23 protein-coding genes and 1 tRNA gene are annotated in these 23,188 nt (G+C 45.1%); 15 read left to right on the plus strand and 9 right to left on the minus strand.

Features of this window, described 5'->3' with window-relative positions:
* Window positions 1-3: 3 nt before the first annotated feature.
* The gene (gene queA / locus ACIGBN_RS03840; RefSeq protein WP_133003195.1) at window positions 4-1,065 is read right to left on the minus strand and encodes a tRNA preQ1(34) S-adenosylmethionine ribosyltransferase-isomerase QueA; all 1,062 of its coding nucleotides are present in this window, start codon (window positions 1,063-1,065) and stop codon (window positions 4-6) included.
* 160 nt (window positions 1,066-1,225) lie between these two features.
* Here queA and ACIGBN_RS03845 point away from each other — a divergent pair.
* Both ACIGBN_RS03845 and ACIGBN_RS03850 read left to right on the plus strand, forming a co-directional pair.
* A tRNA-Leu gene (locus tag ACIGBN_RS03845) sits at window positions 1,226-1,310 on the plus strand.
* A gap of 86 nt (window positions 1,311-1,396) precedes the next feature.
* Entirely contained in the window at window positions 1,397-1,603 is a 207-nt protein-coding gene (locus ACIGBN_RS03850; RefSeq protein ID WP_396663735.1) for a DUF2986 domain-containing protein, read from the plus strand.
* A gap of 44 nt (window positions 1,604-1,647) precedes the next feature.
* Here the strand turns inward: ACIGBN_RS03850 and ACIGBN_RS03855 are convergent, their stop codons facing one another.
* Complete coding sequence (locus tag ACIGBN_RS03855) at window positions 1,648-2,460, minus strand: helix-turn-helix transcriptional regulator (protein WP_133003193.1); 813 nt, start codon at window positions 2,458-2,460, stop codon at window positions 1,648-1,650.
* Window positions 2,461-2,677: 217 nt separating this feature from the next.
* Between ACIGBN_RS03855 and ACIGBN_RS03860 the strand changes: the two genes are divergently transcribed.
* The 9 genes from ACIGBN_RS03860 to ACIGBN_RS03900 all read left to right on the plus strand — a co-directional run bounded on the left by ACIGBN_RS03860 (window position 2,678) and on the right by ACIGBN_RS03900 (window position 13,089).
* On the plus strand, window positions 2,678-4,102 hold the full coding sequence (locus ACIGBN_RS03860; protein WP_133003192.1) for a sodium:alanine symporter family protein: 1,425 nt from the start codon (window positions 2,678-2,680) through the stop codon (window positions 4,100-4,102).
* 65 nt (window positions 4,103-4,167) lie between these two features.
* A complete protein-coding gene (locus ACIGBN_RS03865; protein WP_133003191.1) occupies window positions 4,168-5,571 on the plus strand; it encodes an aspartate ammonia-lyase in 1,404 nt (467 codons plus the stop codon).
* Window positions 5,568-6,596, plus strand: a complete 1,029-nt coding sequence (locus ACIGBN_RS03870) for an asparaginase (protein ID WP_133003190.1) — start codon at window positions 5,568-5,570, stop codon at window positions 6,594-6,596. Before ACIGBN_RS03865 ends, ACIGBN_RS03870 begins: the two co-directional genes overlap by 4 nt.
* 321 nt (window positions 6,597-6,917) lie before the next feature.
* Window positions 6,918-7,805, plus strand: a complete 888-nt coding sequence (locus ACIGBN_RS03875) for a LysR family transcriptional regulator (protein WP_341563819.1) — start codon at window positions 6,918-6,920, stop codon at window positions 7,803-7,805.
* A gap of 122 nt (window positions 7,806-7,927) precedes the next feature.
* Entirely contained in the window at window positions 7,928-9,169 is a 1,242-nt protein-coding gene (locus ACIGBN_RS03880; RefSeq protein WP_396663738.1) for a CaiB/BaiF CoA transferase family protein, read from the plus strand.
* 9 nt (window positions 9,170-9,178) lie between these two features.
* The gene (locus tag ACIGBN_RS03885; RefSeq protein WP_396663740.1) at window positions 9,179-10,144 is read left to right on the plus strand and encodes a hydroxymethylglutaryl-CoA lyase; all 966 of its coding nucleotides are present in this window, start codon (window positions 9,179-9,181) and stop codon (window positions 10,142-10,144) included.
* A 57-nt stretch (window positions 10,145-10,201) separates the two neighbouring features.
* Window positions 10,202-11,191 carry a TRAP transporter substrate-binding protein DctP gene (gene dctP / locus ACIGBN_RS03890; protein WP_396663742.1) on the plus strand — a complete coding sequence of 330 codons (990 nt, stop codon included), beginning with the start codon at window positions 10,202-10,204 and terminating at the stop codon, window positions 11,189-11,191.
* 63 nt (window positions 11,192-11,254) lie between these two features.
* Window positions 11,255-11,818, plus strand: coding sequence for a TRAP transporter small permease (locus ACIGBN_RS03895; protein WP_341563823.1), 564 nt, complete (start codon window positions 11,255-11,257; stop codon window positions 11,816-11,818).
* Window positions 11,818-13,089, plus strand: coding sequence for a TRAP transporter large permease (locus ACIGBN_RS03900; RefSeq protein ID WP_396663744.1), 1,272 nt, complete (start codon window positions 11,818-11,820; stop codon window positions 13,087-13,089). Before ACIGBN_RS03895 ends, ACIGBN_RS03900 begins: the two co-directional genes overlap by 1 nt.
* A gap of 102 nt (window positions 13,090-13,191) precedes the next feature.
* On the opposite strand, the gene ACIGBN_RS03905 is transcribed toward ACIGBN_RS03900, so the two are convergent.
* Both ACIGBN_RS03905 and ACIGBN_RS03910 read right to left on the minus strand, forming a co-directional pair.
* Window positions 13,192-14,079, minus strand: coding sequence for an EamA family transporter (locus tag ACIGBN_RS03905; RefSeq protein WP_396663746.1), 888 nt, complete (start codon window positions 14,077-14,079; stop codon window positions 13,192-13,194).
* 185 nt (window positions 14,080-14,264) lie between these two features.
* The gene (locus ACIGBN_RS03910; RefSeq protein ID WP_396663748.1) at window positions 14,265-15,173 is read right to left on the minus strand and encodes a GGDEF domain-containing protein; all 909 of its coding nucleotides are present in this window, start codon (window positions 15,171-15,173) and stop codon (window positions 14,265-14,267) included.
* Window positions 15,174-15,455: 282 nt separating this feature from the next.
* On the opposite strand from ACIGBN_RS03910, the gene ACIGBN_RS03915 reads away from it, so the two are divergent.
* Window positions 15,456-16,238 carry a DODA-type extradiol aromatic ring-opening family dioxygenase gene (locus tag ACIGBN_RS03915; protein ID WP_396663750.1) on the plus strand — a complete coding sequence of 261 codons (783 nt, stop codon included), beginning with the start codon at window positions 15,456-15,458 and terminating at the stop codon, window positions 16,236-16,238.
* 30 nt (window positions 16,239-16,268) lie between these two features.
* Here the strand turns inward: ACIGBN_RS03915 and ACIGBN_RS03920 are convergent, their stop codons facing one another.
* The 3 genes from ACIGBN_RS03920 to ACIGBN_RS03930 form a co-directional block, all read right to left on the minus strand.
* Window positions 16,269-16,574, minus strand: coding sequence for a hypothetical protein (locus tag ACIGBN_RS03920; RefSeq protein ID WP_133003186.1), 306 nt, complete (start codon window positions 16,572-16,574; stop codon window positions 16,269-16,271).
* Window positions 16,575-16,636: 62 nt separating this feature from the next.
* Complete coding sequence (locus tag ACIGBN_RS03925; protein WP_133003185.1) at window positions 16,637-16,930, minus strand: putative quinol monooxygenase; 294 nt, start codon at window positions 16,928-16,930, stop codon at window positions 16,637-16,639.
* Window positions 16,931-17,465: 535 nt separating this feature from the next.
* Window positions 17,466-17,987, minus strand: coding sequence for an NADPH-dependent FMN reductase (locus tag ACIGBN_RS03930; RefSeq protein WP_133003184.1), 522 nt, complete (start codon window positions 17,985-17,987; stop codon window positions 17,466-17,468).
* A gap of 70 nt (window positions 17,988-18,057) precedes the next feature.
* Here ACIGBN_RS03930 and ACIGBN_RS03935 point away from each other — a divergent pair, with 70 nt between their 5' ends.
* Window positions 18,058-18,492, plus strand: a complete 435-nt coding sequence (locus tag ACIGBN_RS03935) for a GtrA family protein (RefSeq protein WP_396663752.1) — start codon at window positions 18,058-18,060, stop codon at window positions 18,490-18,492.
* A 118-nt stretch (window positions 18,493-18,610) separates the two neighbouring features.
* On the opposite strand, the gene ACIGBN_RS03940 is transcribed toward ACIGBN_RS03935, so the two are convergent.
* Both ACIGBN_RS03940 and ACIGBN_RS03945 read right to left on the minus strand, forming a co-directional pair.
* The gene (locus ACIGBN_RS03940; RefSeq protein ID WP_396663754.1) at window positions 18,611-19,879 is read right to left on the minus strand and encodes a sensor histidine kinase; all 1,269 of its coding nucleotides are present in this window, start codon (window positions 19,877-19,879) and stop codon (window positions 18,611-18,613) included.
* Entirely contained in the window at window positions 19,876-20,556 is a 681-nt protein-coding gene (locus ACIGBN_RS03945) for a response regulator transcription factor (protein WP_133003181.1), read from the minus strand. Before ACIGBN_RS03945 ends, ACIGBN_RS03940 begins: the two co-directional genes overlap by 4 nt.
* A 149-nt stretch (window positions 20,557-20,705) precedes the next feature.
* Here ACIGBN_RS03945 and ACIGBN_RS03950 point away from each other — a divergent pair, with 149 nt between their 5' ends.
* Together ACIGBN_RS03950 and ACIGBN_RS03955 are read left to right on the plus strand one after the other, a co-directional pair.
* Window positions 20,706-21,725 carry a glycosyltransferase family 2 protein gene (locus tag ACIGBN_RS03950; protein WP_133003180.1) on the plus strand — a complete coding sequence of 340 codons (1,020 nt, stop codon included), beginning with the start codon at window positions 20,706-20,708 and terminating at the stop codon, window positions 21,723-21,725.
* Window positions 21,715-23,139, plus strand: a complete 1,425-nt coding sequence (locus tag ACIGBN_RS03955) for a glycosyltransferase family 39 protein (RefSeq protein WP_133003179.1) — start codon at window positions 21,715-21,717, stop codon at window positions 23,137-23,139. Before ACIGBN_RS03950 ends, ACIGBN_RS03955 begins: the two co-directional genes overlap by 11 nt.
* Window positions 23,140-23,188: the final 49 nt, after the last annotated feature.

Raw genomic sequence — 23,188 nt, forward strand, 5'->3', positions numbered from 1 at the left:
GTCTTATTCCTCACTCTGCGGGCCTTTGGCCTGCTCATTTCGCGTAATAAACATGGCATCGCCATAACTAAAAAAGCGATATTCATTTTCGACAGCCGACTGATACGCCGCCATCACGTGATCGTAACCAGCAAATGCACTGATTAACATAATAAGCGTTGATTCTGGCAGGTGGAAATTCGTCACCATGCAATCAACGGTTTTAAACTGGTAGCCTGGGTAGATAAAAATACTGGTGTCGTCTTTCATCGCCTGAAGCTCACCGCTTTGGCTGGCCGACTCCAAACTTCGCACACTTGTCGTACCCACCGCAATCACTCGACCGCCGCGGGCTTTGGTTGCCCTTACTTGCTCAACAACGCTGTCTTCCACTTCCACATACTCAGCGTGCATGATGTGATCTTTCACATCCTCCACTTTGACAGGCTGAAAAGTGCCTGCCCCTACGTGCAAGGTAACAAAAGCCGTCTCAACCCCTTTGGCTTTGAGCTGCTCTAATAAGGCTTCATCAAAATGCAATCCTGCCGTCGGTGCTGCCACAGCGCCAGGCTTTTGATTGTAAACCGTCTGATAGCGCTCTTGGTCGCTGTCTTCGTCAGGACGCTCTATATAAGGCGGCAATGGCATATGCCCTATGCGCGCCAACACATCCAAAACCGGCTCAGCGAACGAGACGCGAAACAAAGGCCCTGATCGATCGACCATCACCGCTTCGATGGCTTCGCCTTTGTCTTGCCCAAGAATCAATTTGTTGCCAGGCTTTGGTGATTTACTGGCTCGAATGTGCGCGAGGGCTTCTTTCTCGCCCACGATACGCTCAATCAATATTTCAATTTTGCCGCCGGACTCTTTTTGTCCGAACACGCGCGCAGGAATAACCCGCGTATTATTAAAGACCATTAAGTCGCCAGGGCGAACCAAGTCTAGAATATTAGGAAACTGCAAATGCGCCAGATCCCCACTCACCCCATCAAGGTGCAGCAATCGGCTCGCGGTTCTATCCGGCATCGGATAGGTAGCAATTAGTTTTTCTGGTAAGTCAAAGTGGTAATCAGAAACTCGCATGATAAAGAAAACGACCTAGAAAAAATGACCCAGCATTTTAGCGAATTTCCACCGAAAAAGGTACGACCATAAAGAAATACCTGAAACATAATCAAAAAAAGGCGAAGTGAGTGTTGACAGGAGATTTATTTCATATAAGATACGCCTCACCTTTTTCAAGGCCAGTGTGGTGGAATTGGTAGACACGACGGATTCAAAATCCGTTGCCTTCGGGTGTGGCGGTTCGAGTCCGCCTACTGGTACCAACATAAAAAGCCCTGATCTTCGATCAGGGCTTTTTTTTTCGTTCCTTAATGGAATGTTCAATAATCATGCATTAGGAACCTGCACTATGAATCGTCGCAAAAAAATCAAAGACATCTATGATAAGCGCATGAAACAAGCCAATCTGAAGGTGAATCCGAAGAAAGCCAAAGCCAAGTACATTTCGAAAGCGGAAAGAGCGAAGCTGGAAGCGGAAAGCGCGGCAATCAGCAATGGCGAAGTAGAAAACACAGAAAGCCAAACAACAGAAGCGACTGACGACAACCAAGCCTAGTCGCTCCTGTTTATTATTTTTCCTGCCTTTTCACAAAAGACGAACTAAAAACGTGCCCGGAAATGCCATTCATCGGGCGCCATTTGGTTTTTAATAGACTGACGAATCCCATAATCAATCTCCGCACTGTCTTTGTCGTACAAACCACACAGTTTTAGCGCATTATAATGGTCCACTTGCAGCCCAAGGTACTCATACACCACGCGGGCGCAGCATGGCATTCTCTCGCCACTCCCTGATACCCCCAAGCGCAAACCATTTAAACGATCGACCCGATTCTTAAACGAAGGGAACAAAATCGTTTGCGTCATCTCCACACCGGTTAACGACTCGTAATCCATCAAGAAAATACGATCAGAAAGAAACTGCACCATCCCCTTATAAAGGTTATGAAACGGTTTGCTCCGACCTTCTTCTAATAAGCGTTCCGTTCTTTGATAAAACGCTTTGCCATCGCGTTCTTCAATGCAGATCAAGGTACGCAATATATTCCCTGGGTGCGCCATCGAAAAATAGTACTCGTAATAGTACCCGTAATACTTTTCTAGGCCGCCTTGGCCTAGCTCACTCAGCTTATCCAGATGCGCCACCTCAACCGAAGTACGACTGCCCTGTACTTGCGACGCCGGTCGCATTTGCACCAACTGCAAAAACTGATGATGTGGCAACACAATCTCGTGATGCTCGACCCCAAAAAACTCACAAAAGCGACGCATGGTGTTTGCCGAAGGTCGATTTGTACCGCTTAAATAGCGATTAAACTGAGGCCGATTAATGCCCAACCGACGACACACTTCCGACGTCGATTTGTAATAACTGCATAACAATCGCAAGTTATCTTTAAAGTCATCACTCATAACCAATTTTACTCTCCCCAAATTTAGGGCGCCCATTCTAAAGCAAAAAAAACCAAAGCCGAACCTAAGAATAGTGCAAGTTGAATCCTTATTAGCATCAACTAGCGTCAAATAGTAACAAGTCACAAACTATCTAACAGGCATCAGCTCTTGTTCAATTAGCCCTCGCTGAATTTGAATAAAAATAGTTTATACATTCCTTTATAGGAGCACACACATGCTTTCCCTTCTAAGCGATCTTTTATGGAGTAAAATCCTAATAGCCGTTCTTATTGGACTGGGTCTCTGGTTCACTCTGGCCTCTCGTTTTATCCAGTTTCGTTACTTCGGTAAAATGTTCTCAATCCTAACTGCTCGTCATCATGAAACAGACGGTCATTTAAGTTCTTTCCAAGCACTAATCCTGTCTGTTGCTGGTCGTGTTGGCGGCGGTAACATTGCCGGTGTTGCGGTTGCGATTACCTTAGGTGGCCCTGGCGCGATCTTTTGGATGTGGGTGGTTGGCCTAATGGGCATGGCAACCAGCTTCATCGAGTGTACCTTAGCGCAAATTTACAAAAAGGCAGAGCCTGATGGCACTTACCGTGGCGGTCCTGCTTATTACATCGAAAAAGGCCTTGGTACAAAATGGAAATGGCTTGCCGTTATTTACTCCATCTTGCTATTAGCGACCTTTGGTATTGCGTTCGTCGCATTGCAATCTTACGCTGTCGCCAACTCCCTTAAAGACGCATTTGGCATCCCGCTTTCTTACAGCGGCATTGGTTTGGCCATTGTGGTTGGGATGATTATTTTTGGTGGTGTAAAACGCATTGCAAAAGTTGCGGAAGTACTGGTGCCCGTCATGGCTGGCGGCTACTTGCTGATCGCGCTTGTGGTCTTAGCAATGAACATCACCGCCATTCCTGACACCCTAATGATGATTGTAAAAAGTGCCTTTGGCATAGGCCCTGCTATTGGCGGTGGCGTCGGCGCGGCCATTTTGATGGGTGTAAAACGCGGACTGTTCTCCAACGAAGCCGGTCTAGGCAGCGCGCCAAACGTGGCGGCGGTTGCTTATGTTCCTCACCCTGCTAGTCAAGGTGTGGTGCAAGCCTTCTCCGTGTTCATTGACACCATCCTATTATGTACATGTACTGCGCTGATCATTCTTTTAGGCACAGCCTATGACCCAAGCACTGTCTCTGCGGCTGATGGCATTGCATTAACACAAGCGTCCTTGGCCACTCACATTGGTGAAACCGGCCGAATTTTTGTCAGCATTGCTCTATTACTGTTTAGCTTCAGTACCGTTTTGTACAACTACTACCTAGGCGAAAACAGCTTAAGCTACCTAACCAAAGACAAGAACAACCCTTGGTTAATGAATGGCTTTCGCGTATTGATCCTTTTCCTATGCTGTATTGGCGCCGTATTAAACCTAGGCACAGTATTCTCTTTTGCCGACTTGACCATGGGCTTACTGGCACTGGCTAACTTGCTAGCACTGGCGCTTTTGTTCAAAAAAGCACGATCTGTTACCAAGGATTACGACGACCAAGTCAAAGCAGGGGTTGCACAGCCAAGCTTTGACTCTGCGAAATTCCCTGAGCTGGATCTGGATAAAGACGCTTGGCCTGAAATCAACAAAAGTACGAAGTAATACCCCCATACCACACCTTAATTTCTAAGGTGTGGTTCTCTTTTTCGGTAATGAGGACTAGAAAAATGACGACACGCTCTGAATACGATTTACTTGGCAATATGGACGTTCCCGCTGATGCTTTGTATGGCATCCAGACTCAGCGTGCGGCACAGAACTTCTCTATTACCGGCGTTCCTATTTCACACTTTCCTGAGTTAATTAAAGCGCTTGCAATGGTCAAAGCCGCTGCCGCTCGTACGAACCAAGAAATGAACTTACTGTCTGCGGAAAAAGCCGACGCCATCGTCTTTGCTTGTCAGGATTTAATCCAAGGCGATCACCACGATCAATTTATTGTGGACGTTATTCAAGGCGGCGCAGGCACATCAACGAACATGAACGCCAATGAAGTCATCGCCAACATTGCCTTGGGCAAACTGGGCCATGAAAAAGGCGAATACAAATACCTTCACCCAAATGACGATGTAAACCGCTCACAGTCCACCAACGACGCTTACCCAACAGCGGCATGCCTTGGCATTCAATTTGCTGCCGATAACTTTGTGCCTAGCCTAGCGTCCCTTAAAGAAGCACTAGAAGAAAAAGGCAGAGAGTTCGCACACATTGTCAAAATGGGCCGTACTCAACTGCAAGACGCGGTACCAATGACACTGGGCCAAGAATTCGACGCCTTTGCGGTAACACTTGGTGAAGACATCGACCGCATCAGCGAAGCCTGCGCCCTACTTTGTGAAGTAAACCTTGGTGGTACCGCGATTGGTACAGGTATCAACACCACAGAAGGCTACGCTAAATTGGTCGTTGAGAAACTGGCGACGATTTCAGCCAAACCATTGGTGCCTGCAAGTAACCTAGTCGAAGCAACCTCCGACATGGGCGCTTTTGTGTTCTTCTCTGGCATCTTAAAACGCCTCGCGATTAAGCTAAGCAAAATGAGCAACGACCTACGCTTGCTTTCTAGTGGACCTCGCACCGGTCTTGGTGAAATCAATCTTCCTGCCATGCAACCTGGCTCTTCTATCATGCCTGGTAAAGTAAACCCGGTGATTCCAGAAGCCATGAACCAGACTGCGTATCAAGTTATCGCCTCTGATCTGGCGGTTACACTGGCTGCCGAAGCGGGTCAATTGCAGCTCAACGCAATGGAACCTATGATCATTTATAACTTGCTCAACTCATTGAAAATGCTGAAAGAAGCCTGCCATATGATGGAACATCGCTGCATTCGAGGCATTAAAGCCAACGAAAGCATCTGTGCTGGGCATGTTGAAAATAGCATAGGTATTATTACTGCACTTGTTCCTCATATCGGCTACGCTAATGCGTCTCGCATTGCTAATACCGCCCTCAATACAGGCAGCACGGTCAGAGCATTAGTGATTGAAGAGAACCTGTTGTCAGAAGAGCAGCTAAACACGCTTTTAGACCCGAAATCCATGCTATCTCCTAGTAAGGTTGGCGTATGAAATCTCAAGTTTTAATTCTCTATACCGGTGGCACCATCGGCATGGTACAGACAGACCAGGGCTTAGCCCCTGCGTCTGGCTTACAAGAACGCATTGAAATGGCGATGGGCGCAAGCTTGCCAGACTTACCAAGCTTTGAGGTACTTGAGCTCTCCCCTTTAATCGACAGTGCGAACATCACGCCGAGCAGTTGGACCAAGTTGGTGACCACCCTGGCCACTCATTGGCAGGATTACGATGGTTTTATCATTCTTCATGGCACAGACACCATGGCTTACACCACCTCTGCCTTGTCTTTTATGCTGGGTGCGTGCGATAAAAATGTCCTAGTCACAGGTTCACAAATACCGCTCGGCATGAACCGCAGCGATGCAACCAGTAACTTGCAAGCAGCCTTATCTTTGGCGTGCAGCCACCCAATCACAGACGTCAGTCTGGTATTTGATGGCAAGCTGATGCGCGGCAATCGCGTTCAAAAAGTCAGCAGCGGACGCTTCAAAGCTTTCGCCACCCCCAATGATGAGTTACTCGGTGAAATTGCCATCGACATGCAATTGCACTCCGAGCGCATGCTCGATAAGCCCCAAGAGGCAAATCCGCAACCTCTCTCAGAAAGAGCTTTGACCTTCAAAGAAGGCGCGGTGGCCGTATTGACGCTTCATCCGAGCCAGCCAATCTCTATGTACCGAAGCTTGTTAGACGATGAGAATTGCCAAGCCATTGTCTTGATGACGTACGGCGCGGGCAACGTACCGGACCAAAACAGCGCATTTTTGGACTTCTTGAGCGAAACCTTGTTGCGCAAAAAAGTCGTGGTTAATCTAACCCAGTGCTTGCATGGTGGTGTTTCACAAGGGGCTTATGCCGCCGGTTCCATACTGTCCACCATGAAGGTGTTGAGTGGCTATGACATGACGCTAGAAGCCGCCTTTTGCAAACTGCATTTCCTATTGGCACAAGGCAATGATTACCAAGCCATTTTAGAAAAATGGGACACCAATCTCTGCAACGAGTTTACCGTTTAATCCGTTAATCTAAAACGCATTAAAAAAGGGTTTGAAGGCAATCTTCAAACCCTTTTTTATCTTTAAAGCATTGTTTAGTGATGAACCACCAAGCCTTAATATCCCTCTCCCGATAAACTCACACTAAACACTATTAGTAATCACGCAGAAAAAACACTCAATGCGTTTTATCGCGTTACTAAACCGCTTCACTTCCTGTAATCTAAATCCAAAAAATAGCGAACGCGATATAACATTGTGCTAACCCATCGTTCTCGATGTTGCTGTCACAGGAAATGTTTATCTCACACTGGCATAGAGAGTATAAAAAGGAATAGAGTCATGCGCATATCTCCCGAATCATTGAGATTGTTCATCAGTGTCATCGAACAAGGTTCCATTTCACGCGCAGCCGAAGTCAACCATATTGCCGCATCCGCCATTTCAAAACGCATAAAAGAATTAGAGATTTTACTTCACACGCCTCTTATTATGAGAAACAACAGAGGTATTAAGCCAACACCAGCAGGAAGAACACTAATCAACCTCTCAAGAGGCGTGTTAAATCAGCTGGATGATATATACGACCAAATGAACGATTTTTCCCACGGGGTAAAAGGACAAGTTCGTATGGTGGCTAATATTTCAGCGATCAGTCAGTTTCTTCCGAAACAATTGCGTTCCTTTTTAAATAAACACCCTCTTGTTCAAATTCATTTAGAGGAGAAGATCAGCAGCGAAATCATTAGAGCCGTGGCTGAAAATGAAGCGGACATTGGTATTGTGAGCACAGCTTCAGATGACTACCCTAACCTTTCTATTTACCCTTACAAAACAGATCGTCTGGTTGTTATTACCCCAATAGGCCACCCACTCAACCTAAAAAAAGACGTCATGTTTGTCGACACATTAGATTACGCCTATGTTGGATTGCATACTGGCAGCGCAATCAATAACCAAATGCTTAAAACCTCTTTTGCAGCCAATACTCCCTTGAATATGCTCATACAAGTCACCAACTACGAAGCCCTATGTAGCATGGTCGAATCCGGTTTGGGTATTGGCTTAATGCCTATCGACATTGCTCGCCCTTATATTAAAACCGCTCGAATTGAAGCTATCCCGTTATTAGATGAATGGGCGCACCGAGATTTAAAACTGTGCATCAGAAACTCAAATGAACTACTCGATGCGGCTTATTATCTCTTGGATCATTTACGAACAACATAACCCCCCTTTCCAGCCATCTCCTAATGAGATGGCGGCCTAACATATCAATTCTTTAACCAAACGCCTCTTTGGAAGATGATAATCCTATCAAATAATAAAAATAGCTGTAAAGGTAGGCAACAATGGATCATCAACATTCCGCTACTGAAAATCAATCTACGGACATGCAAACCACAGAACTGCCATTAAAAGGGGTTCGTGTTTTAGAGCTTGGGTCTCTTATCGCTGGCCCTTATGCCGGTAGCATATTGGCCCAGTTTGGCGCTGAAGTCATAAAAGTAGAGCCTCCAGGCAGCGGCGACCCGCTCAGAAAATGGCGAAAAATGTACAAAGACACATCCTTGTGGTGGTACTCACAAAGTCGAAATAAAAAGTCCATCACGCTAAATCTAAAGTCTGAAAAAGCACAGAAAATCATTCAAGATTTGGTTAAAAATGCAGACATAGTCATTGAGAATTTTCGCCCAGGCACACTTGAGAAATGGAATATCGGCTGGGAGCAATTGTCCGCCATAAACCCAAAACTCATTATGTTAAGGGTTTCTGGTTATGGTCAAGACGGCCCTTATTCTTCACGCCCTGGATTCGCCGCCATCGCTGAGTCCATTGGCGGCTTGCGCCACCTGACTGGCTATCCAGATCGCGCCCCTGTGCGCGTGGGTGTCAGCATTGGGGATACGCTGGCATCTCTTTACGGTGTGATTGGCGCCATGATGGCCATGCACCACCTGAAAAACAATAATGGCGCAGGTCAATTTATCGATGTGGCACTCTATGAATCAGTATTTGGCGTGATGGAAAGCTTGATACCAGAATATGGGATGTTTGGTTTTATTCGAGAACGAACCGGCGCCAGCATGCCTGGTATAGCGCCATCGGGTTCTTACACCACACAAGATGACCGCTATATAGTTATTGCCGCCAACAGTGATAGCATTTTTAAACGCTTCATGAATGCAATAGGACGCAGCGATTTAGCAAACGCCCCTGACTTAGCCCAAAATGATGGCCGTGCTAAACGCTCAGATGAATTAGACATCGCCATTCAAACATGGACATCGACCCTGCCATTAAAAGAAGCGTTAGCGGTATTAGAAAACGCTGCCGTCCCTTCTAGTGGCATCAACAATGCAGAAGATATTTTTAATGACCCCCACTTTCACGCCAGAGAAATGATCGTCGAACACCCTCTTTCTGAAAGCGATACGATTTCTTTGCCCGGCATTGTACCAAAGTTAAGTCTGACACCAGGAAAAACAAAATGGTTAGGCCCAAAATTGGGAGAACACACAGAAGAAATCTTAAACTCCATTGGCATTGACGCTGAAAATGTCGAATTACTACGCACAAATGGCGTTATTTAAGAGGTGTTTATGTTCACACAAAACTTCCCAGCTAACGTGCTTATTAATGAAGTCGCGACCAGAGATGGATTCCAAAGTGAGGATATATTCATTCCCACAGAGAAGAAGATCGACATGATTAATCGACTCTCTTTATTGGGGCTAAATAAAATAGAAGTTACTTCGTTCGTTTCGCCCAAAGCCATTCCTAATCTACGTGATGCGGAGCAAGTATTAGCAGGTATTAATCGTAATCCGGCGGTGACCTATGTGGCACTCGTTCCAAATGAAAGAGGCGTAGAAAGAGCGCTGGCAAGTAAAGTTGATGAAGTAAACTTGGTTATGTCTGTCAGTGAATCTCACAATCTGGCGAATATGCGCATGACATGCGATCAGTCGTTATTGCAATTTAAACAGATAGTGAAACGCTTAGAAGGGAGTAATATTAGGATAAATGCTTCATTAGCCACGTCTTTTGGCTGCCCATTTGAAGGTATTACACCTCCTCAAAATGTCATTGATACAATACATAAATACCTAGATATTGGTATTCAAAGTATTTCTGTAGCGGACACCACAGGCATGGCATCGCCAAGACAAGTCTACGAATTATGCGCCCAGATAAAAGACATTTTTCCTTCTCTTGAAACCACTCTGCACCTTCATAATACTCGTGGTATGGGACTCGCCAACGCCATCGCTGGACTAAATGCAGGAATAGAACAATTAGATGCATCCTTAGGTGGAATTGGCGGCTGTCCTTACGCTCCTGGAGCAACAGGTAATATTTGTACGGAAGATTTAGTTCATATGCTAGAGTCCATTGGATTAAATACTGGCGTCGACTTATTGGCATTATTAAAAATAGCTCGAGAATTACCCGATTTATTAGGACATGATATTTCGGGGCAAGTGGCTAAAGCAGGTTTGAGGACAGAGACACGACCTCTATCAGAAAGTGTCATTGAACTTAAAAGGAGAATGTCACAATATTAAAAATGCTCCAAATATAAAAAAAACATTAATGATTTATAATAAAAACAGGACAAAATCATGAATTACAAAACTTTATTAACCGCTGGGTTATTAACCTCTGCTTTGACTTTCTCACTCTCCGCTGCTGCAGAAACTACGCTTAGAATCTCTTTACAGCTACCCTTGACTCACCATCTTGGAAAGAACCTTATGGACTTCAAAAAAGAAGTCGAGGCAAAAAGCCAAGGTGATATTAAAGTTAAAATATTTCCTTCCGCACAATTATTTAAAGACAGTGAAGTGCATCAGGCAGTCAGTTCAGGCGCCATTGAAATGGGCGTAATAAGCCTATCTCAATTAGCCGGCACTATCCCAGCGGTAGACATTTTTTACGTTCCTTTTATGTTCCCAAGCCAAGACAAAGTTGAAGAAGCCACTCAACCAGACAGCCCAGTACGAAGCTTATTAGACGATGCCATTTTAAAAACAGGTGTTCGCCCACTGTGGTGGCAAGCCTATGGTGGCGTCGCCCTTCTCTCGAAGAAAAAAGCCATCAAACACCCTGCAGATATGGAAGGAATGAAAGTTCGAGTGTTCGGTAAAACACTGGGAGAATTTGTCACTGCGGTTGGCGGCGCGCCAACTTCCATGTCAGGCTCAGAACAGTTCCTCGCCTATCAAAGAGGCACGGTTGATGCCGGTATGACGGGTGTATCTGCCGTTGGTCCAAGAAAACTGTATCAAGTGATGGACTATCTGACGCTAACAAACCACGCGGATATTGAATTCATGACCATCATCAATGAAAAAACATGGGAATCTTTATCCGCTGGCGATCAAAAAATCATTTCATCAGCCGCTCGCGATGTTGAGGTCCAGCTGCGCAATAAAATTAAGAAAATTGAAAGCGATGCCGTTGCGGATGCAGAAAAGCACATGACCGTCATTCGCCTAGACGATAATGACATTGCACAGTGGAAAGAAGCGACTACCTCGGTACAAGAAACGTACCTTAAAAACTCTGGCCCACTTGGCGCCAAAGTTCTTCAAGCGGCTGAAAATCTTTAATACTTAACGCCCGCTGCGAGCGTTTAATTGCTCGCAGCGATTTTCTTGCTTAGGAGCATGGTAATGCCTAACACCGAAGAAAAACACACAGACTCTACTGAAAGTAGAGAACATGATCCTGCTTTATGGGTTCGATTAAATTATAAATTAATAACCTATTGTGGCCGTCTCTCTGCTGTCTTTTATGTTGCCATTACGATCATAATTACTTATGAAGTAGTCGCTCGATACATTTTTACCGCCCCCACCATTTGGTCAGAAGATATTTCTTTGCTGTGTCAAATATGGGCCACCTGTTTAGGTGCAAGTTGGGCGCTGCAAAATAAAACCTTGATTCGAATTGATTTCTTAACGAATTTATTGGGATTAAAAGCCAAAAAAATATCTGACTTCTTCTCTCTTCTTTCCATTACTTTTTTCTCTGGAGTCATCTCTTATTACGGTTACCAGTTAGTTGTGGATTCCATTTCTATCGGTGCAGCCTCTGCAAGCATGCTAGGACTTCCTCTTTGGATAACAAAATCCGCCATTCCCATTGGCTTTGGATTACTCACGCTACAATCTGTTCTGGAGATGATTTTATTATTCACCAGAGAGTATAAAAACCATCAAGAGGTCTCACTATAATGACCATTGTTTTATTGTTAAGTTTATTAGTCGTGACCTTATTGATGGGTATTCCCGTTGCATTTTCATTGGGAGGCATTGGGCTTGCCATGCTTCTTTATGGCGGTTTTTCGCCAATAATGGCACCCATGGCTATTTACTCTTCATTCGATAGCTTCATTCTTTTGTCTGTCCCTCTCTTTTTAATGATGTCGAATATACTGCTTCAAGGTGGTGTTGGTCGGGATTTATTTAGAGCGGTTCAATCTTGGGTAGGTCATTGGCCTGGTGGTCTTGGTATCGCTACCATCGCGTCCTGCACCATATTTTCTGCTATTTCCGGTTCATCCGTCGCAACAGCTGCAACCATCGGAAGCATTGCCATCAATGAAATGACAGAGCGAGGCTACAACCGCCCCTTTGTCTACGGGTTAATCGCGGCAGGTGGCACCTTAGGTATTTTAATCCCCCCTTCTATTCCTATGATTGTGTATGGGGTGATCACAGAAGAATCTATTGTGGACCTTTTTCTCGCGGGTATTGTGCCTGGCTTGTTAATGGCTTCAGGGTTTATTCTTTATTGTCTTTTTTACGCTCGATACAGCAAAGACTATATCGCCAGCGAGAAAGCCACTAGCGCAGAACGTAAGTCTGCCACCTTGCGAGCATTACCGACTATTTTCTTGGCAACCATCATCATTGGCGGTATTTATACTGGTATTTTCACACCAACAGAATCTGCTGGCGTTGGCGTGACAGTCTCGCTTGCTATTGTGATTCTGATGAGAACTTTCAGTGTCGAGAAATTCAAAGCCGCCGCGATGAATACGATGAAGCACACGGTGACTATCTTCTTAATCATTGCCGGCGCCAAGGTATTTAGTAAAGCCATTACCCTGTATCAAATACCACAAGATATCTCCATGTTAGTCAGTGAAAATATCTCTGAAGTGGGTTTATTTATTGCGGCAGTGTGTTTTATTCTATTAATAATGGGATTCTTTTTAGAGTCTGTTTCTATGTTATTGATTATGATGCCTGTGCTTTATCCGTCACTCGGATTATTAGGCATTGACCCAATATGGTTCGCCATTATTTTTGTCATAATGATAGAGTGCGCTTTAATAACCCCTCCCGTAGGTTTGAATTTATTCGTCATACAGTCAGTCTCTGGTGGGCGATCATCGGAGATAATAAAAGGGGTTTGGCCATTTATAGTAATAATGCTTCTTTGCTTATTACTGGTTTATTTCTTTCCCGGTATTGCGCTATATGTCCCCTTTAACTTTTAGCGTTAAATAAGCAACGAATTCAGCACCTAAGCCGTTTACACTGACGCAGGCAAAAAAAGGGTTTGAAGATAGTCTTCAAACCCTTTTTTCTAGCAATCGTTATTACTTTATCGTGGCGGCGGTTACCAAGATAACGCTGAGCACAATCATAGCGCCACCAAACCATTGTCGCATGTTCATTTTTTCTGAGAAGCGATATTTAGAATAATATAGAGTGCCTAAAATCTCTAACTGGCCTAGAGTTTTCACCATCGCTGGATTGACTAAAGCAAACGCAGTAAACCAACCAATTGATCCTAAACCACTCATTATTCCAACCCTCCAACTTAGCTTTCGGCTTTTTCTAAAGGGTGTCATAAGGTCACGACTTTTGACAATCTGAAGGCCACACAAAATAGCCGATTGCAACAGGAGAACATACAGCAAGGTGACGCCTGCACTGGTCATAATAGAACCGTCAAATGAATGACTCGCCAAGGAAGCCATAACAGAAGTAATGGCAAAGCAAAGCCCACTTCCCAAACCAAATACAAAAGACACATCGCGGTGAATGTTCGCTAAATTCTTCCATTTAATGCTCATCACCAGGGCACCAAACACACCAAAACCTATGCCTAACCATGCCATTGCCGATAAGCCATAATGCAAAATGGGCAAGCCTATTAAGGCCGCCAATACAGCCTCAGTCTTGGCTAATAAAGTACCCAAGGCAAAGCTGCCAGACTGAAACACTCGGAGCATGAAATAAGTCGCCATGATTTGTGCCAACGCACATATAGTGGCGGCAATAAAAAATGCGGACCCAGTTGGCAATGAAACACCACCAAACAACACAATACAAAGCAATAAATAACCAGTAACCAGAGGCAAAGCATATAACGATCGGGCCATAGTCGCGTGCAAAAAGCCCGCTTCCTTCGCCAAAGTATTTTGATAAGCGGTGCGAACCGACTGGCACGCTGCCGCAAACAAAGTGATAAAGACCCACATAAAAACAACGCTTTCCTAGAGAGATATTAAGGGCGCTAAGCATGACGTCAGAGGCATCATTTGTAAAAGGGATTGGTCAGCTGAATTGGCCAAATAAAAGGGATATTTACATGTGAGGCCGCATTACGCTAAGTCATGGTGCGAAACACTAGAAAGCAGGTCGTGAAGAGAGAGGATACGGGCCTTTACCCCATCATTGTTCTATTTTTTCCAGCGCGCTTTGCTTGATATAACGCATCATCGGCTCGCTTCAATGCCGTTTCATAGGACGTATCGGAGGGGATGATTTCTGCGATACCAATGCTCACGCTAATCACAGAGGCGAGGCTTTTGGCAAAAAAACGATTAAAATGTGCTTCAAAACGTCCATGCAAGAGTTCTGCAAACACCATCGCTTGTGCCAGTTCAATATTCGGCAACGCAATCACAAACTCATCCCCACCAAAGCGACAAGCCATTCCATCATTATTCAGGCTACCTCGACAAATGTGCCCAACCGCCATAATCACTTCGTCGCCAACAAAATGCCCCAAGGTGTCATTAATGGTTTTTAGATTATCAAGATCAAAGACTAAAATTGAAGTGGGCTTATTACTCTCTACAAAGGTGCGGTAATGGGTCATTAAGTCACGCTCTAACCTTCTGCGATTAAACAGTCCCGTTAACTGGTCCGTATCGCTCAACTCCCTCAACTTAGCTTCCATATCATGCCGCTCAGTGATATTGCTCGCCATCCAGAGCACGACAGGTTCATCATCCACCACAAAATTCAATTTCTGAATACGCCCTTCAAACCAAATTGGGTTCAGCGGCCCGTCTTCAACATCCGTATTCACTTCTTTAATGCTGAGTTCATACTCTCTAATCAAAAGTGCTTCGGTTTCTAACGCCAGTTCAATTTGCTCTAAAAACCACGCGGCCTTATCAGCCGACACCATGTCAGCAATACGCAGCCCCATCAAGCCCTCACTGCTGTGATAATAACGCTCGTCATGACCTCCAAATACAGCCACGTATTTACCACTTCGCGATAACACAAAAGCAGGGTCTGGTAAGGCCTCTAACACCATCGCCATCTGCTCGATACTAATCATACTTCTACTCCATAGAAAGATTATTGATACACGATTGCAGATACAGCGTTTGACAATCTATTTAAATGCCTAATGATAACCCATAACATTTAGCGCGTGATGATGAAAAGCACAAGCCTAAGCAGCTTATCAGGAGAAAATAATCGTCTAAATTAACAACAAATCGTTGTCAATAATTCAACAGCAGAGCAATTTATCTTCAATCAGATAAGCAATACCATGTCCGCATCATGATCGCACACAATGCGATCGTCCACAGTATATCTATAAAGAGACTTTAGAATGATCCAGCAGCCAACGCTTTTTATCTCTCATGGCTCCCCAATGATGGCTTCGGAAGTCAGTGACACTTCTGTGTTTTTGAGCCAACTAGGGCAAGAATTAACGACCCCCAAAGCGATTGTTGTTTTTTCTGCCCATTTTGATCTGAGCGCCGACATCGTTATTACTTCCGGCCAACACCCTGAAACGATCCATGACTTTTACGGTTTTCCTAAGGCGCTTTATAGCATTCAATATAAAGCACCAGGCGCGCCTCTATTGGCTCAGGAAATTGCGTCTTATTTTGAAAAGGCTGGCTTAAACCCAATATTAGACAGCACACAAGGCTGGGATCATGGGGTCTGGATTCCCCTTAGATTGATGTACCCAAAGGCCAATATTCCTATCGTGCAAATTTCGATTAACAGTCGCTTAGGCACACAGCAGAATTACCTTTATGGTCAGCTCGTTGCGGCATTAAAAAACGATAACATTTTGATCATTGGGTCTGGCGGCGTTAGTCATAATTTAAAAGAAGTATTTAACCGTAAGCCGACCGAAAACCGCGTAGCCATGGTGACCAGCTTCACGGATTGGGTACATGAAAAACTGATCAACAAAGACCTTGATGCCCTATTGAATTATGAAGAAGAAGCGCCTTTTGCACGCTTTAATCACCCTACTCCAGAGCATTTTTTGCCGTTAATTGCGGCGCTAGGCAGCAGTGACTTAAGCAAGGTAGAGCGCCTTCATAGCACGGTTGAAAGAGAGGTACTGGCCCTAGACACTTACCTATTCGCATAAGAGCTCAGAAAAGAATCGCCCGCAGCCCGATCATACTTCGGGCTTTAAAAACACCAGGCAATAAATTACGTACAGCGCCACCACGCCCCACGGTACGGCATACCACCAAAAGCTGGCAACCGAGCCGCCTTTCCAATATTGAACCAACACAATAATGGCCGTAATAACAAAGGACAGCGGCAAAACAAAAAAAGAGGAACTTAATACCTGATCGTCAAAAGGCGTCAATGCATGATGCTGAGCCACGGCACCACCGGCAAAGATGCTCGCAATGACCATGTAACCGCCCAGCCCCAGCTGCACAAATGTCCCTATAACTACCCACATTAACGGCATGATTGATCCTTAGAAAAAACGCGATTTCATGATGTTTTTTGTATTATCAAAGTGACATATTTCTACACCACATCCAAGCGCAACACCTTAGTCGGGCCCGCTCGAAACGAAGGCGTCAACTTGCTGGCTTCTTTCATATGCGGCGTTTCATGATGCGCATGCCAAGCGGCTTCACTGGCCCAACGTTCAGTCAGAACAAGCTGATTCTCGTTGTCAGACACTCGATGAAGCTCGTATTCAAAGCAACCGTCCTCTGCTAGCACTAACGGCTTTAGCCTGTTAAAAAGGCGAACCTGCTGTTCTGCTTTCCCAGCTTGAACCTCTATCAAGACAACCAGTTTCACTTCCTTATCCATTTCAAACCTCTTTTTTAATGTCCCCTTACCGCCAGCTATCGCCACGCGTTAGGCCTCGCACTACAAGCACCTTTCTTTTGTAGAAAATCCAAAAAGGCTGTTTCTAAACATAAATTTACGCGATTTAACGGCCAAAGCAAGCAGCCTGTCACACCGGATATCGATGCGCTTTTCAAACAACAGATTCTCAAATAAATATATTTTAAGCGTCACCCGATTCTCTATATCGCTTCTTCAAAAATAGGCACATACTGATTTTGTTGCGCATAGAGAAATTCAAACCGCACAACAAGCGCCCTCAGGTTGGCTCAAACTGACTTCAGGTTTATTCAGTTTACAACGAGTGAAACGATTATGAGTAAGGGTCAAAACAGCAAAAAAGATTCCAAAAAGAAACCTCTGTTAACCGCCAAAGAGAAAAAGGCCGCAAAGATCACGAAGAAATCCACCATTACTAGCGTGCTGCATAGCTAAGCCGTATTCAGAGCTAAAAATCCAACTCTAGAGTTGGATTTTTTACGTGACAAATACACTATTACGCAGAAGCTTTTGCCATCAATGCCACTAAAGACTGCTTCAGCTCGTCATCCACAATATCACCGTCTTTCATAACATCGTAAAAAGAAGGAACGCTTAAGCTTCCTAATACATTCGCTTGGAAAAACGGCAAGTTATTTAACGCAAGCGCCAACACACTTTTCGCCCCACCAGGCCCAGGAGAAGTGGATAACGCAATAACAGGTTTATTTTGATAAACCTTAGTCACCAAGCGCGACGCCCAATCAAAGGTGTTTTTATAGGCCGCGGTATAACAACCATTGTGCTCAGCAAAAGACACCACCAGCAAATCCGCTTCGGCGATCTCATCCAAGAAGGCCTGAGCTTCGCTGGGAACACCAAATTCTTTTTCACTGTCTTCGCTGAACAGCGGCATAGCAAAGTCATTCAAATCCAACACTGTGACGGTCGCGCCTTCTATTAAGCCTGCAGCATAAGTTGCCAGCGTTTTGTTTATTGACTGCGCGCTCGAACTTGCACCGAATGCCAATACTTTCATGGTTGTTCTCCTTGTTTGGGTTAGCGTTTTGTTCACTTTTTTTTGATGGTACTATTTTTACACTGATTTGATGATTCAGACTATCCTTCAAAAACCTTTTGTTCGTTTTGCCATTGTTGGCAGTATTGGCTTTCTCGTTGATCTCACTTGCATGATCCTGCTTTCCCTTTGGCTATCGCCGATGCTAGCAAGAACGGGCTCATTTTGGATTGCGGCAACCTCTAACTGGGCATGGAATCGACATTTTACTTTCCGCCATGCCAACACCATGAACCCTAAAGAAACACTGCAACAATGGGGACATTTTCTTTTTTGTTCAGGGCTGTCTTTTATTCCTAATTGGGGATGCTATTACTTTTTGATGAAGTTTGTATTACCTAACTCTCACCCCCATTCTCTGCTGTGGCCTTATGTCGCCATGGTGCCTGGCATCGTCTTGGGGTTGTTTTTAAATTATGCTTTTTCTCGATTTTGGGTGTTCAATCGCAAGCCTGCCTGCCCTTAGGCACAAAAAAAAGACCGCTGATGAGCGGCCTTTTGTACAGTGAATTATCCGTGTTTGATTTCCTTAAGAGATCCTAGCTTAGGTATTGATGACGTAAACCCAAAGCCATCGAGAAACATCAGACCTCTTGTTCTAATGGGAACAACACGGTAGCGGTACAACCTACGTCATCATTGTTTACTAAACTAAATTCACAACGATATTTCGCACAAATATCACGCACAATCATCAAGCCCAAACCATAACTTTCACCGTGCGGTTTACCATCCAAACCACAGCCTGTGTCTACTACTTTAATCTCATTATCCAGCATAATAAGCTGAATCAAGCCTTCTTCAGTGCATGCCAGCGCGTTCTTAACCAAATTACCGATAAGAATATGCAAAGCCGCAACCGGCAACTTCGTATGCACGACACCTTGCGCAAGGGTTTCTAATACCACCGACGACTTCGGCTGATAGTCTGTATGAGCACGGCAGATTAAGTTCAGCTCTGCTTGCGTAACTTCTCGAAACGAGAGGTTTTCAGGGTCCTCATCTCGGGTTAATGACAACAAGGTGGTAATGTAATCTTCCATCTCTTGGCACGCATGTATCATGCGCACTCGCTGACGCTCAATAAACTCTTTAGAGTCTGACTTGCCCAATAAGGTCAACCCACCTCGCATGACCATCAGAGGCGTTCTCAGCTCATGACTCGCATTACGGTTAAAGGCTCTTTCGCGATCAATCAGGCTTCTAATCTGATTCTGATAACCGTTCAAGTGATCCACTAATTGATGTATTTCGCGTGTTGCTGCGCCATCAGGAATCGGAATCGGCACGAAATCCTCAGGGCTGCGTGATGCTAAGTTTTTCGACAAGCTCGACAAAGGGGCCGTCAAGCGACTAGATATACGCATTACGACCCATAAGCTGACCACCAACAACAACAGAGAGATAACCAATTGGATGGTTTGAGTATCAAACATCTTGGCTTCACTGGTTTCATAAATCTCATCGTAGTGGATCAAATAGAGGTCTCGCACTTGCCCATTGATCGTCACTTTCTTAAGCATGGAAAAAAACTCAAGATTCGTATCGGAATCTGAGTCTAGGTGATAAGTCTTATCGTCAGACACATCGTCTTCTAAAACCACCCAAGAAGGTAAGTTCTGTTTACCTAAGTAAGCCTCTGAAAACGGAGGAACAGAAACATGAGTGAGTGTCGTGCCCTGAAACATCTGGGTCGCCGTCGCAATGTCTTTATCCATACGGGTTTTGGCGTAAATCGATTCCATGTTTTCTATCATCGACACCAGCATAGAAAAATGGAAAGCAATAATCGCGAAAGCAACGATGGAGAAATAAGTAACGGTTAATTGTTTAGAGGTTCTTATCAGCTTCATTCTTCGCCTTCCGCCACTAAGCGATAGCCCACTTTTGAGATCGTCCTTAAGTAAGCGTGTTCAAACGGGCGGTCTATCAAGCTACGCAACTGATAAATATGACTGCGCAGTACTTTGCTGTCTGGCTCTTCATCGCCCCACAAAGCATCACAAATCTCTTCTTTGCTCACCACTTCCGGCGCACGGTTCATTAGGCATTTCAAAATAGTGTATTGCGAAGGGTTAAGAGAATAACGACTGCCTTCCCTTTGTAGCACTCGCGTGTTCATGTCCAAGGTCAAAGCACCAAAGGTTAACACTCGGTTGGCGACCCCGCCGTTACGACGGCGAATTAGCGCCTGTAAACGCACATCCAAAATTTCCAAGTCAAACGGCTTAATCAGATAATCGTCTGCGGCATGAGTAAAACCATTCAAAATGTCGTCTTTTGTGTCACGCGCTGTGAGCATCAAAACCGGTGTGTCTTTACCGCTTTCTCGTAATAATCGACAAACGGTTAACCCGTCCATTTTAGGCAACATGACGTCCAAAATAATCGCATCGTAATGCCCATTTTTTGCCAGTTCAAGGCCTTGCACGCCATTATTTGCGTAGTCCAGAATGTCGCCTTTGATTTCGAAATAATCGAAAATAACCCCAGCAATATCTTTGTGATCTTCAACCAATAGTAGTTTCATTCGTTCTCTGTCTCTGTCTGCCTAGCAAGGTCGCATCTGTGCTAGGCTAAATTAGGCGCATTAGCATGAAAAAAAAGTGAATCACCTTTTTACGACACCCCATTGAGTAACATGTCAGTATTCAAATCAGAGTACGCAAAAGGTGAATCATGAGTGCAGTACCCTACCTTTATAAAGCACCAACAAGAAAGCCAAAATCAGAACAAGCATTGGTTAGTGTCATCATTCCTTTTTTAAATGAAATGGATGTACTCGCGGCCTGTCATGAAAGGGTTTGTCGCGCTCTAGATGAGCTTGGTCAACACTGCGAAATCATTTACATCGATGATGGTAGCACAGACCTCAGCTGGCGCCTCGTCAAAACCTTTCGCCATACAATCCATCAAGTACAATGCTTGCGATTAAGCCGTAATTTCGGTAAAGAAGCGGCCACCAGTGCCGGGTTAAAAGCGTCCACGGCGCAATGCGCCATTCTACTGGATGCCGACTTACAAGACCCGCCAGAATGCATCAAAGACATGGTACAAGCGTGGCGAGAAGGCGCTCAAGTGGTGGAGATGCAACGTAAAGCACGCCATGGAGAAAATTTCCTGAAGCGCTTTAGCGCTCGTCTGTTTTACAAACTGATGTCGAAAATGAGCGATCAGCCGATCACTGAGAACGTCGGTGACTTTCGCCTGCTGGATCAAAAAGTCGTGTCCGTGATTAATGGCTTACCAGAGCGCACTCGCTTTATGAAAGGCTTGCTTGCGTGGCCGGGCTTTAAACGTACCATTTTGCAATTCGACCGAGACCCTCGTTTAGCTGGCACCACAAAATGGAATTACCCAAAACTGATTCATTTGGCGCTCGAAGGCATTACCTCTTTTAGTACCAAGCCTTTGCGCTGGGCGACCATGGCGGGCATTTTCACCTCCCTGAGCGCGTTTATTATGGCGTTAGTGATACTCACCAAAACCCTTATTTGGGGAGACCCGGTGACCGGTTATCCTTCCACCATGTTGATGATTTTGTTTTTAGGCGGCATTCAGCTCCTGTCGATTGGCGTGCTTGGCGAATACGTCGGGCGCCTGTTCATTGAATCCAAACAACGACCACTCTATGTCCTAATGGAAGAGTCTTTAAACCGCCCCACTTTTGCCCATCAGGAACTAGAGTATGCCCCGTAATACAAACGCTTTACCCTCTTCAAAGAGCCTATTATTGCTGCTGCTTGGCTGTGTCGTAATACGCTTATTATCCTTGAGTCTCTACCCATTGATGGACACCACAGAAGCACGCTACGGCGAAATGGCCCGCATCATGGTAGAAACAGGAAACTGGGTAACCCCCATGTTTGATTACAATGTGCCATTTTGGGGAAAACCGCCAATGTTCACCTGGTTGAGCAGTGTCGGATTCAGCCTCTTTGGTATCACTGAACTGGCTGCTCGACTGCCTCATCTTTTGGTGGGACTAGGCGTACTTTGGTTGACCTATTTATTGGCAAAAACCCACTTTCAATCAAGAAGAATGGGGCTGTTTTCGGCCAGTGTACTCGCCTCCACCTTCTCGTTTATCCTGATTTCTGGCGCCGTCACAACCGATACCGCATTAACCTTTTCCATTACCCTTAGCATGGTCAGCTTCTGGTTCGCTTGGAACAAAAAACACCCTATTTGGGGTTACCTATTCTTTGTTGGTTTGGCGCTCGGCATGCTCTCAAAAGGCCCGCTTGCTCTCGTACTGGTTGGCATCAGTTTGACGCTTTGGTTGCTGCCTAATGCCCGTTGGAAAAAACTCTGGCAAGCTCTACCTTGGGGTTATGGTAGCCTTCTGTTTTTACTGATTGCCTTGCCTTGGTATGCACTCGCGGAATATCGAACCCCCGGATTTTTGGATTACTTTATTGTCGGCGAGCACATCAAGCGCTTTGTTATTGGTGGTTGGCAAGGGGATTTATATGGCACCGCCCACGAGAAAGTCCGTGGCACTATTTGGCTTTATGGCGTAGTCGCCATACTGCCTTGGACGCCCATCATCATTGCGCAATGGGTCAGGTTGCTGAAATCCGGTCAGGACACTCAAGAATCCGCCAATGGCTTCGGTTGTTTCTTACTCTGTTGGCTGCTCGCGCCACTGCTTTTGTTTACCTTTGCGGGGAACATTTTATTAACCTATGTCATGCCTGCTCTGCCGGCTGCCGCGCTCTTAGTGGTTCATTACCATCACCAAAAAGCGCTGCCGTCTTGGCTTTATGGCGTAGGTTTTATTACCCCTGCTATTTTGATTGTGTTTATTGGCGCTCTTCATTTTCACTATGGTGACGCTCGTTCAGAGGCCAATATAATGACCAGCTGGAAAGCGCAAAAAGAACACGCCGATGCGGATCTGTTTTACTTAAGACACCGACCATTTTCGGCCGAGTTTTATTCAGCAGGTAAAGCCTTACAGCGCTCCCGAGCACTAAACTCTTGGTTGCCTTCGCAACATCAGCCTTTTTTCATCGTACAACGAACTGATAGTCAGGAAAGCTACCCGAACTGGTCTTGTTCAGAAAGAAGCCAAGTGCACAAAGAAACGCTCCTGTATTGCCATCAATAGGTTTTTAACAGCCAAAAAACAGACGTAAAAAAGGGAGCCTGCGCTCCCT

Source organism: Marinomonas sp. NPDC078689 (assembly GCF_044542435.1).
Lineage (GTDB): Bacteria > Pseudomonadota > Gammaproteobacteria > Pseudomonadales > Marinomonadaceae > Marinomonas > Marinomonas arenicola.

Coding starts and splice junctions, on each gene's coding strand:
- queA (WP_133003195.1), bottom strand. CDS start 1,065: ATGCGAGTTTCTGATTACCACTTTGACTTACCAGAAAAACTAATTGCT.
- ACIGBN_RS03850 (WP_396663735.1), top strand. CDS start 1,397: ATGAATCGTCGCAAAAAAATCAAAGACATCTATGATAAGCGCATGAAA.
- ACIGBN_RS03855 (WP_133003193.1), bottom strand. CDS start 2,460: ATGAGTGATGACTTTAAAGATAACTTGCGATTGTTATGCAGTTATTAC.
- ACIGBN_RS03860 (WP_133003192.1), top strand. CDS start 2,678: ATGCTTTCCCTTCTAAGCGATCTTTTATGGAGTAAAATCCTAATAGCC.
- ACIGBN_RS03865 (WP_133003191.1), top strand. CDS start 4,168: ATGACGACACGCTCTGAATACGATTTACTTGGCAATATGGACGTTCCC.
- ACIGBN_RS03870 (WP_133003190.1), top strand. CDS start 5,568: ATGAAATCTCAAGTTTTAATTCTCTATACCGGTGGCACCATCGGCATG.
- ACIGBN_RS03875 (WP_341563819.1), top strand. CDS start 6,918: ATGCGCATATCTCCCGAATCATTGAGATTGTTCATCAGTGTCATCGAA.
- ACIGBN_RS03880 (WP_396663738.1), top strand. CDS start 7,928: ATGGATCATCAACATTCCGCTACTGAAAATCAATCTACGGACATGCAA.
- ACIGBN_RS03885 (WP_396663740.1), top strand. CDS start 9,179: ATGTTCACACAAAACTTCCCAGCTAACGTGCTTATTAATGAAGTCGCG.
- dctP (WP_396663742.1), top strand. CDS start 10,202: ATGAATTACAAAACTTTATTAACCGCTGGGTTATTAACCTCTGCTTTG.
- ACIGBN_RS03895 (WP_341563823.1), top strand. CDS start 11,255: ATGCCTAACACCGAAGAAAAACACACAGACTCTACTGAAAGTAGAGAA.
- ACIGBN_RS03900 (WP_396663744.1), top strand. CDS start 11,818: ATGACCATTGTTTTATTGTTAAGTTTATTAGTCGTGACCTTATTGATG.
- ACIGBN_RS03905 (WP_396663746.1), bottom strand. CDS start 14,079: ATGTGGGTCTTTATCACTTTGTTTGCGGCAGCGTGCCAGTCGGTTCGC.
- ACIGBN_RS03910 (WP_396663748.1), bottom strand. CDS start 15,173: ATGATTAGTATCGAGCAGATGGCGATGGTGTTAGAGGCCTTACCAGAC.
- ACIGBN_RS03915 (WP_396663750.1), top strand. CDS start 15,456: ATGATCCAGCAGCCAACGCTTTTTATCTCTCATGGCTCCCCAATGATG.
- ACIGBN_RS03920 (WP_133003186.1), bottom strand. CDS start 16,574: ATGCCGTTAATGTGGGTAGTTATAGGGACATTTGTGCAGCTGGGGCTG.
- ACIGBN_RS03925 (WP_133003185.1), bottom strand. CDS start 16,930: ATGGATAAGGAAGTGAAACTGGTTGTCTTGATAGAGGTTCAAGCTGGG.
- ACIGBN_RS03930 (WP_133003184.1), bottom strand. CDS start 17,987: ATGAAAGTATTGGCATTCGGTGCAAGTTCGAGCGCGCAGTCAATAAAC.
- ACIGBN_RS03935 (WP_396663752.1), top strand. CDS start 18,058: ATGATTCAGACTATCCTTCAAAAACCTTTTGTTCGTTTTGCCATTGTT.
- ACIGBN_RS03940 (WP_396663754.1), bottom strand. CDS start 19,879: ATGAAGCTGATAAGAACCTCTAAACAATTAACCGTTACTTATTTCTCC.
- ACIGBN_RS03945 (WP_133003181.1), bottom strand. CDS start 20,556: ATGAAACTACTATTGGTTGAAGATCACAAAGATATTGCTGGGGTTATT.
- ACIGBN_RS03950 (WP_133003180.1), top strand. CDS start 20,706: ATGAGTGCAGTACCCTACCTTTATAAAGCACCAACAAGAAAGCCAAAA.
- ACIGBN_RS03955 (WP_133003179.1), top strand. CDS start 21,715: ATGCCCCGTAATACAAACGCTTTACCCTCTTCAAAGAGCCTATTATTG.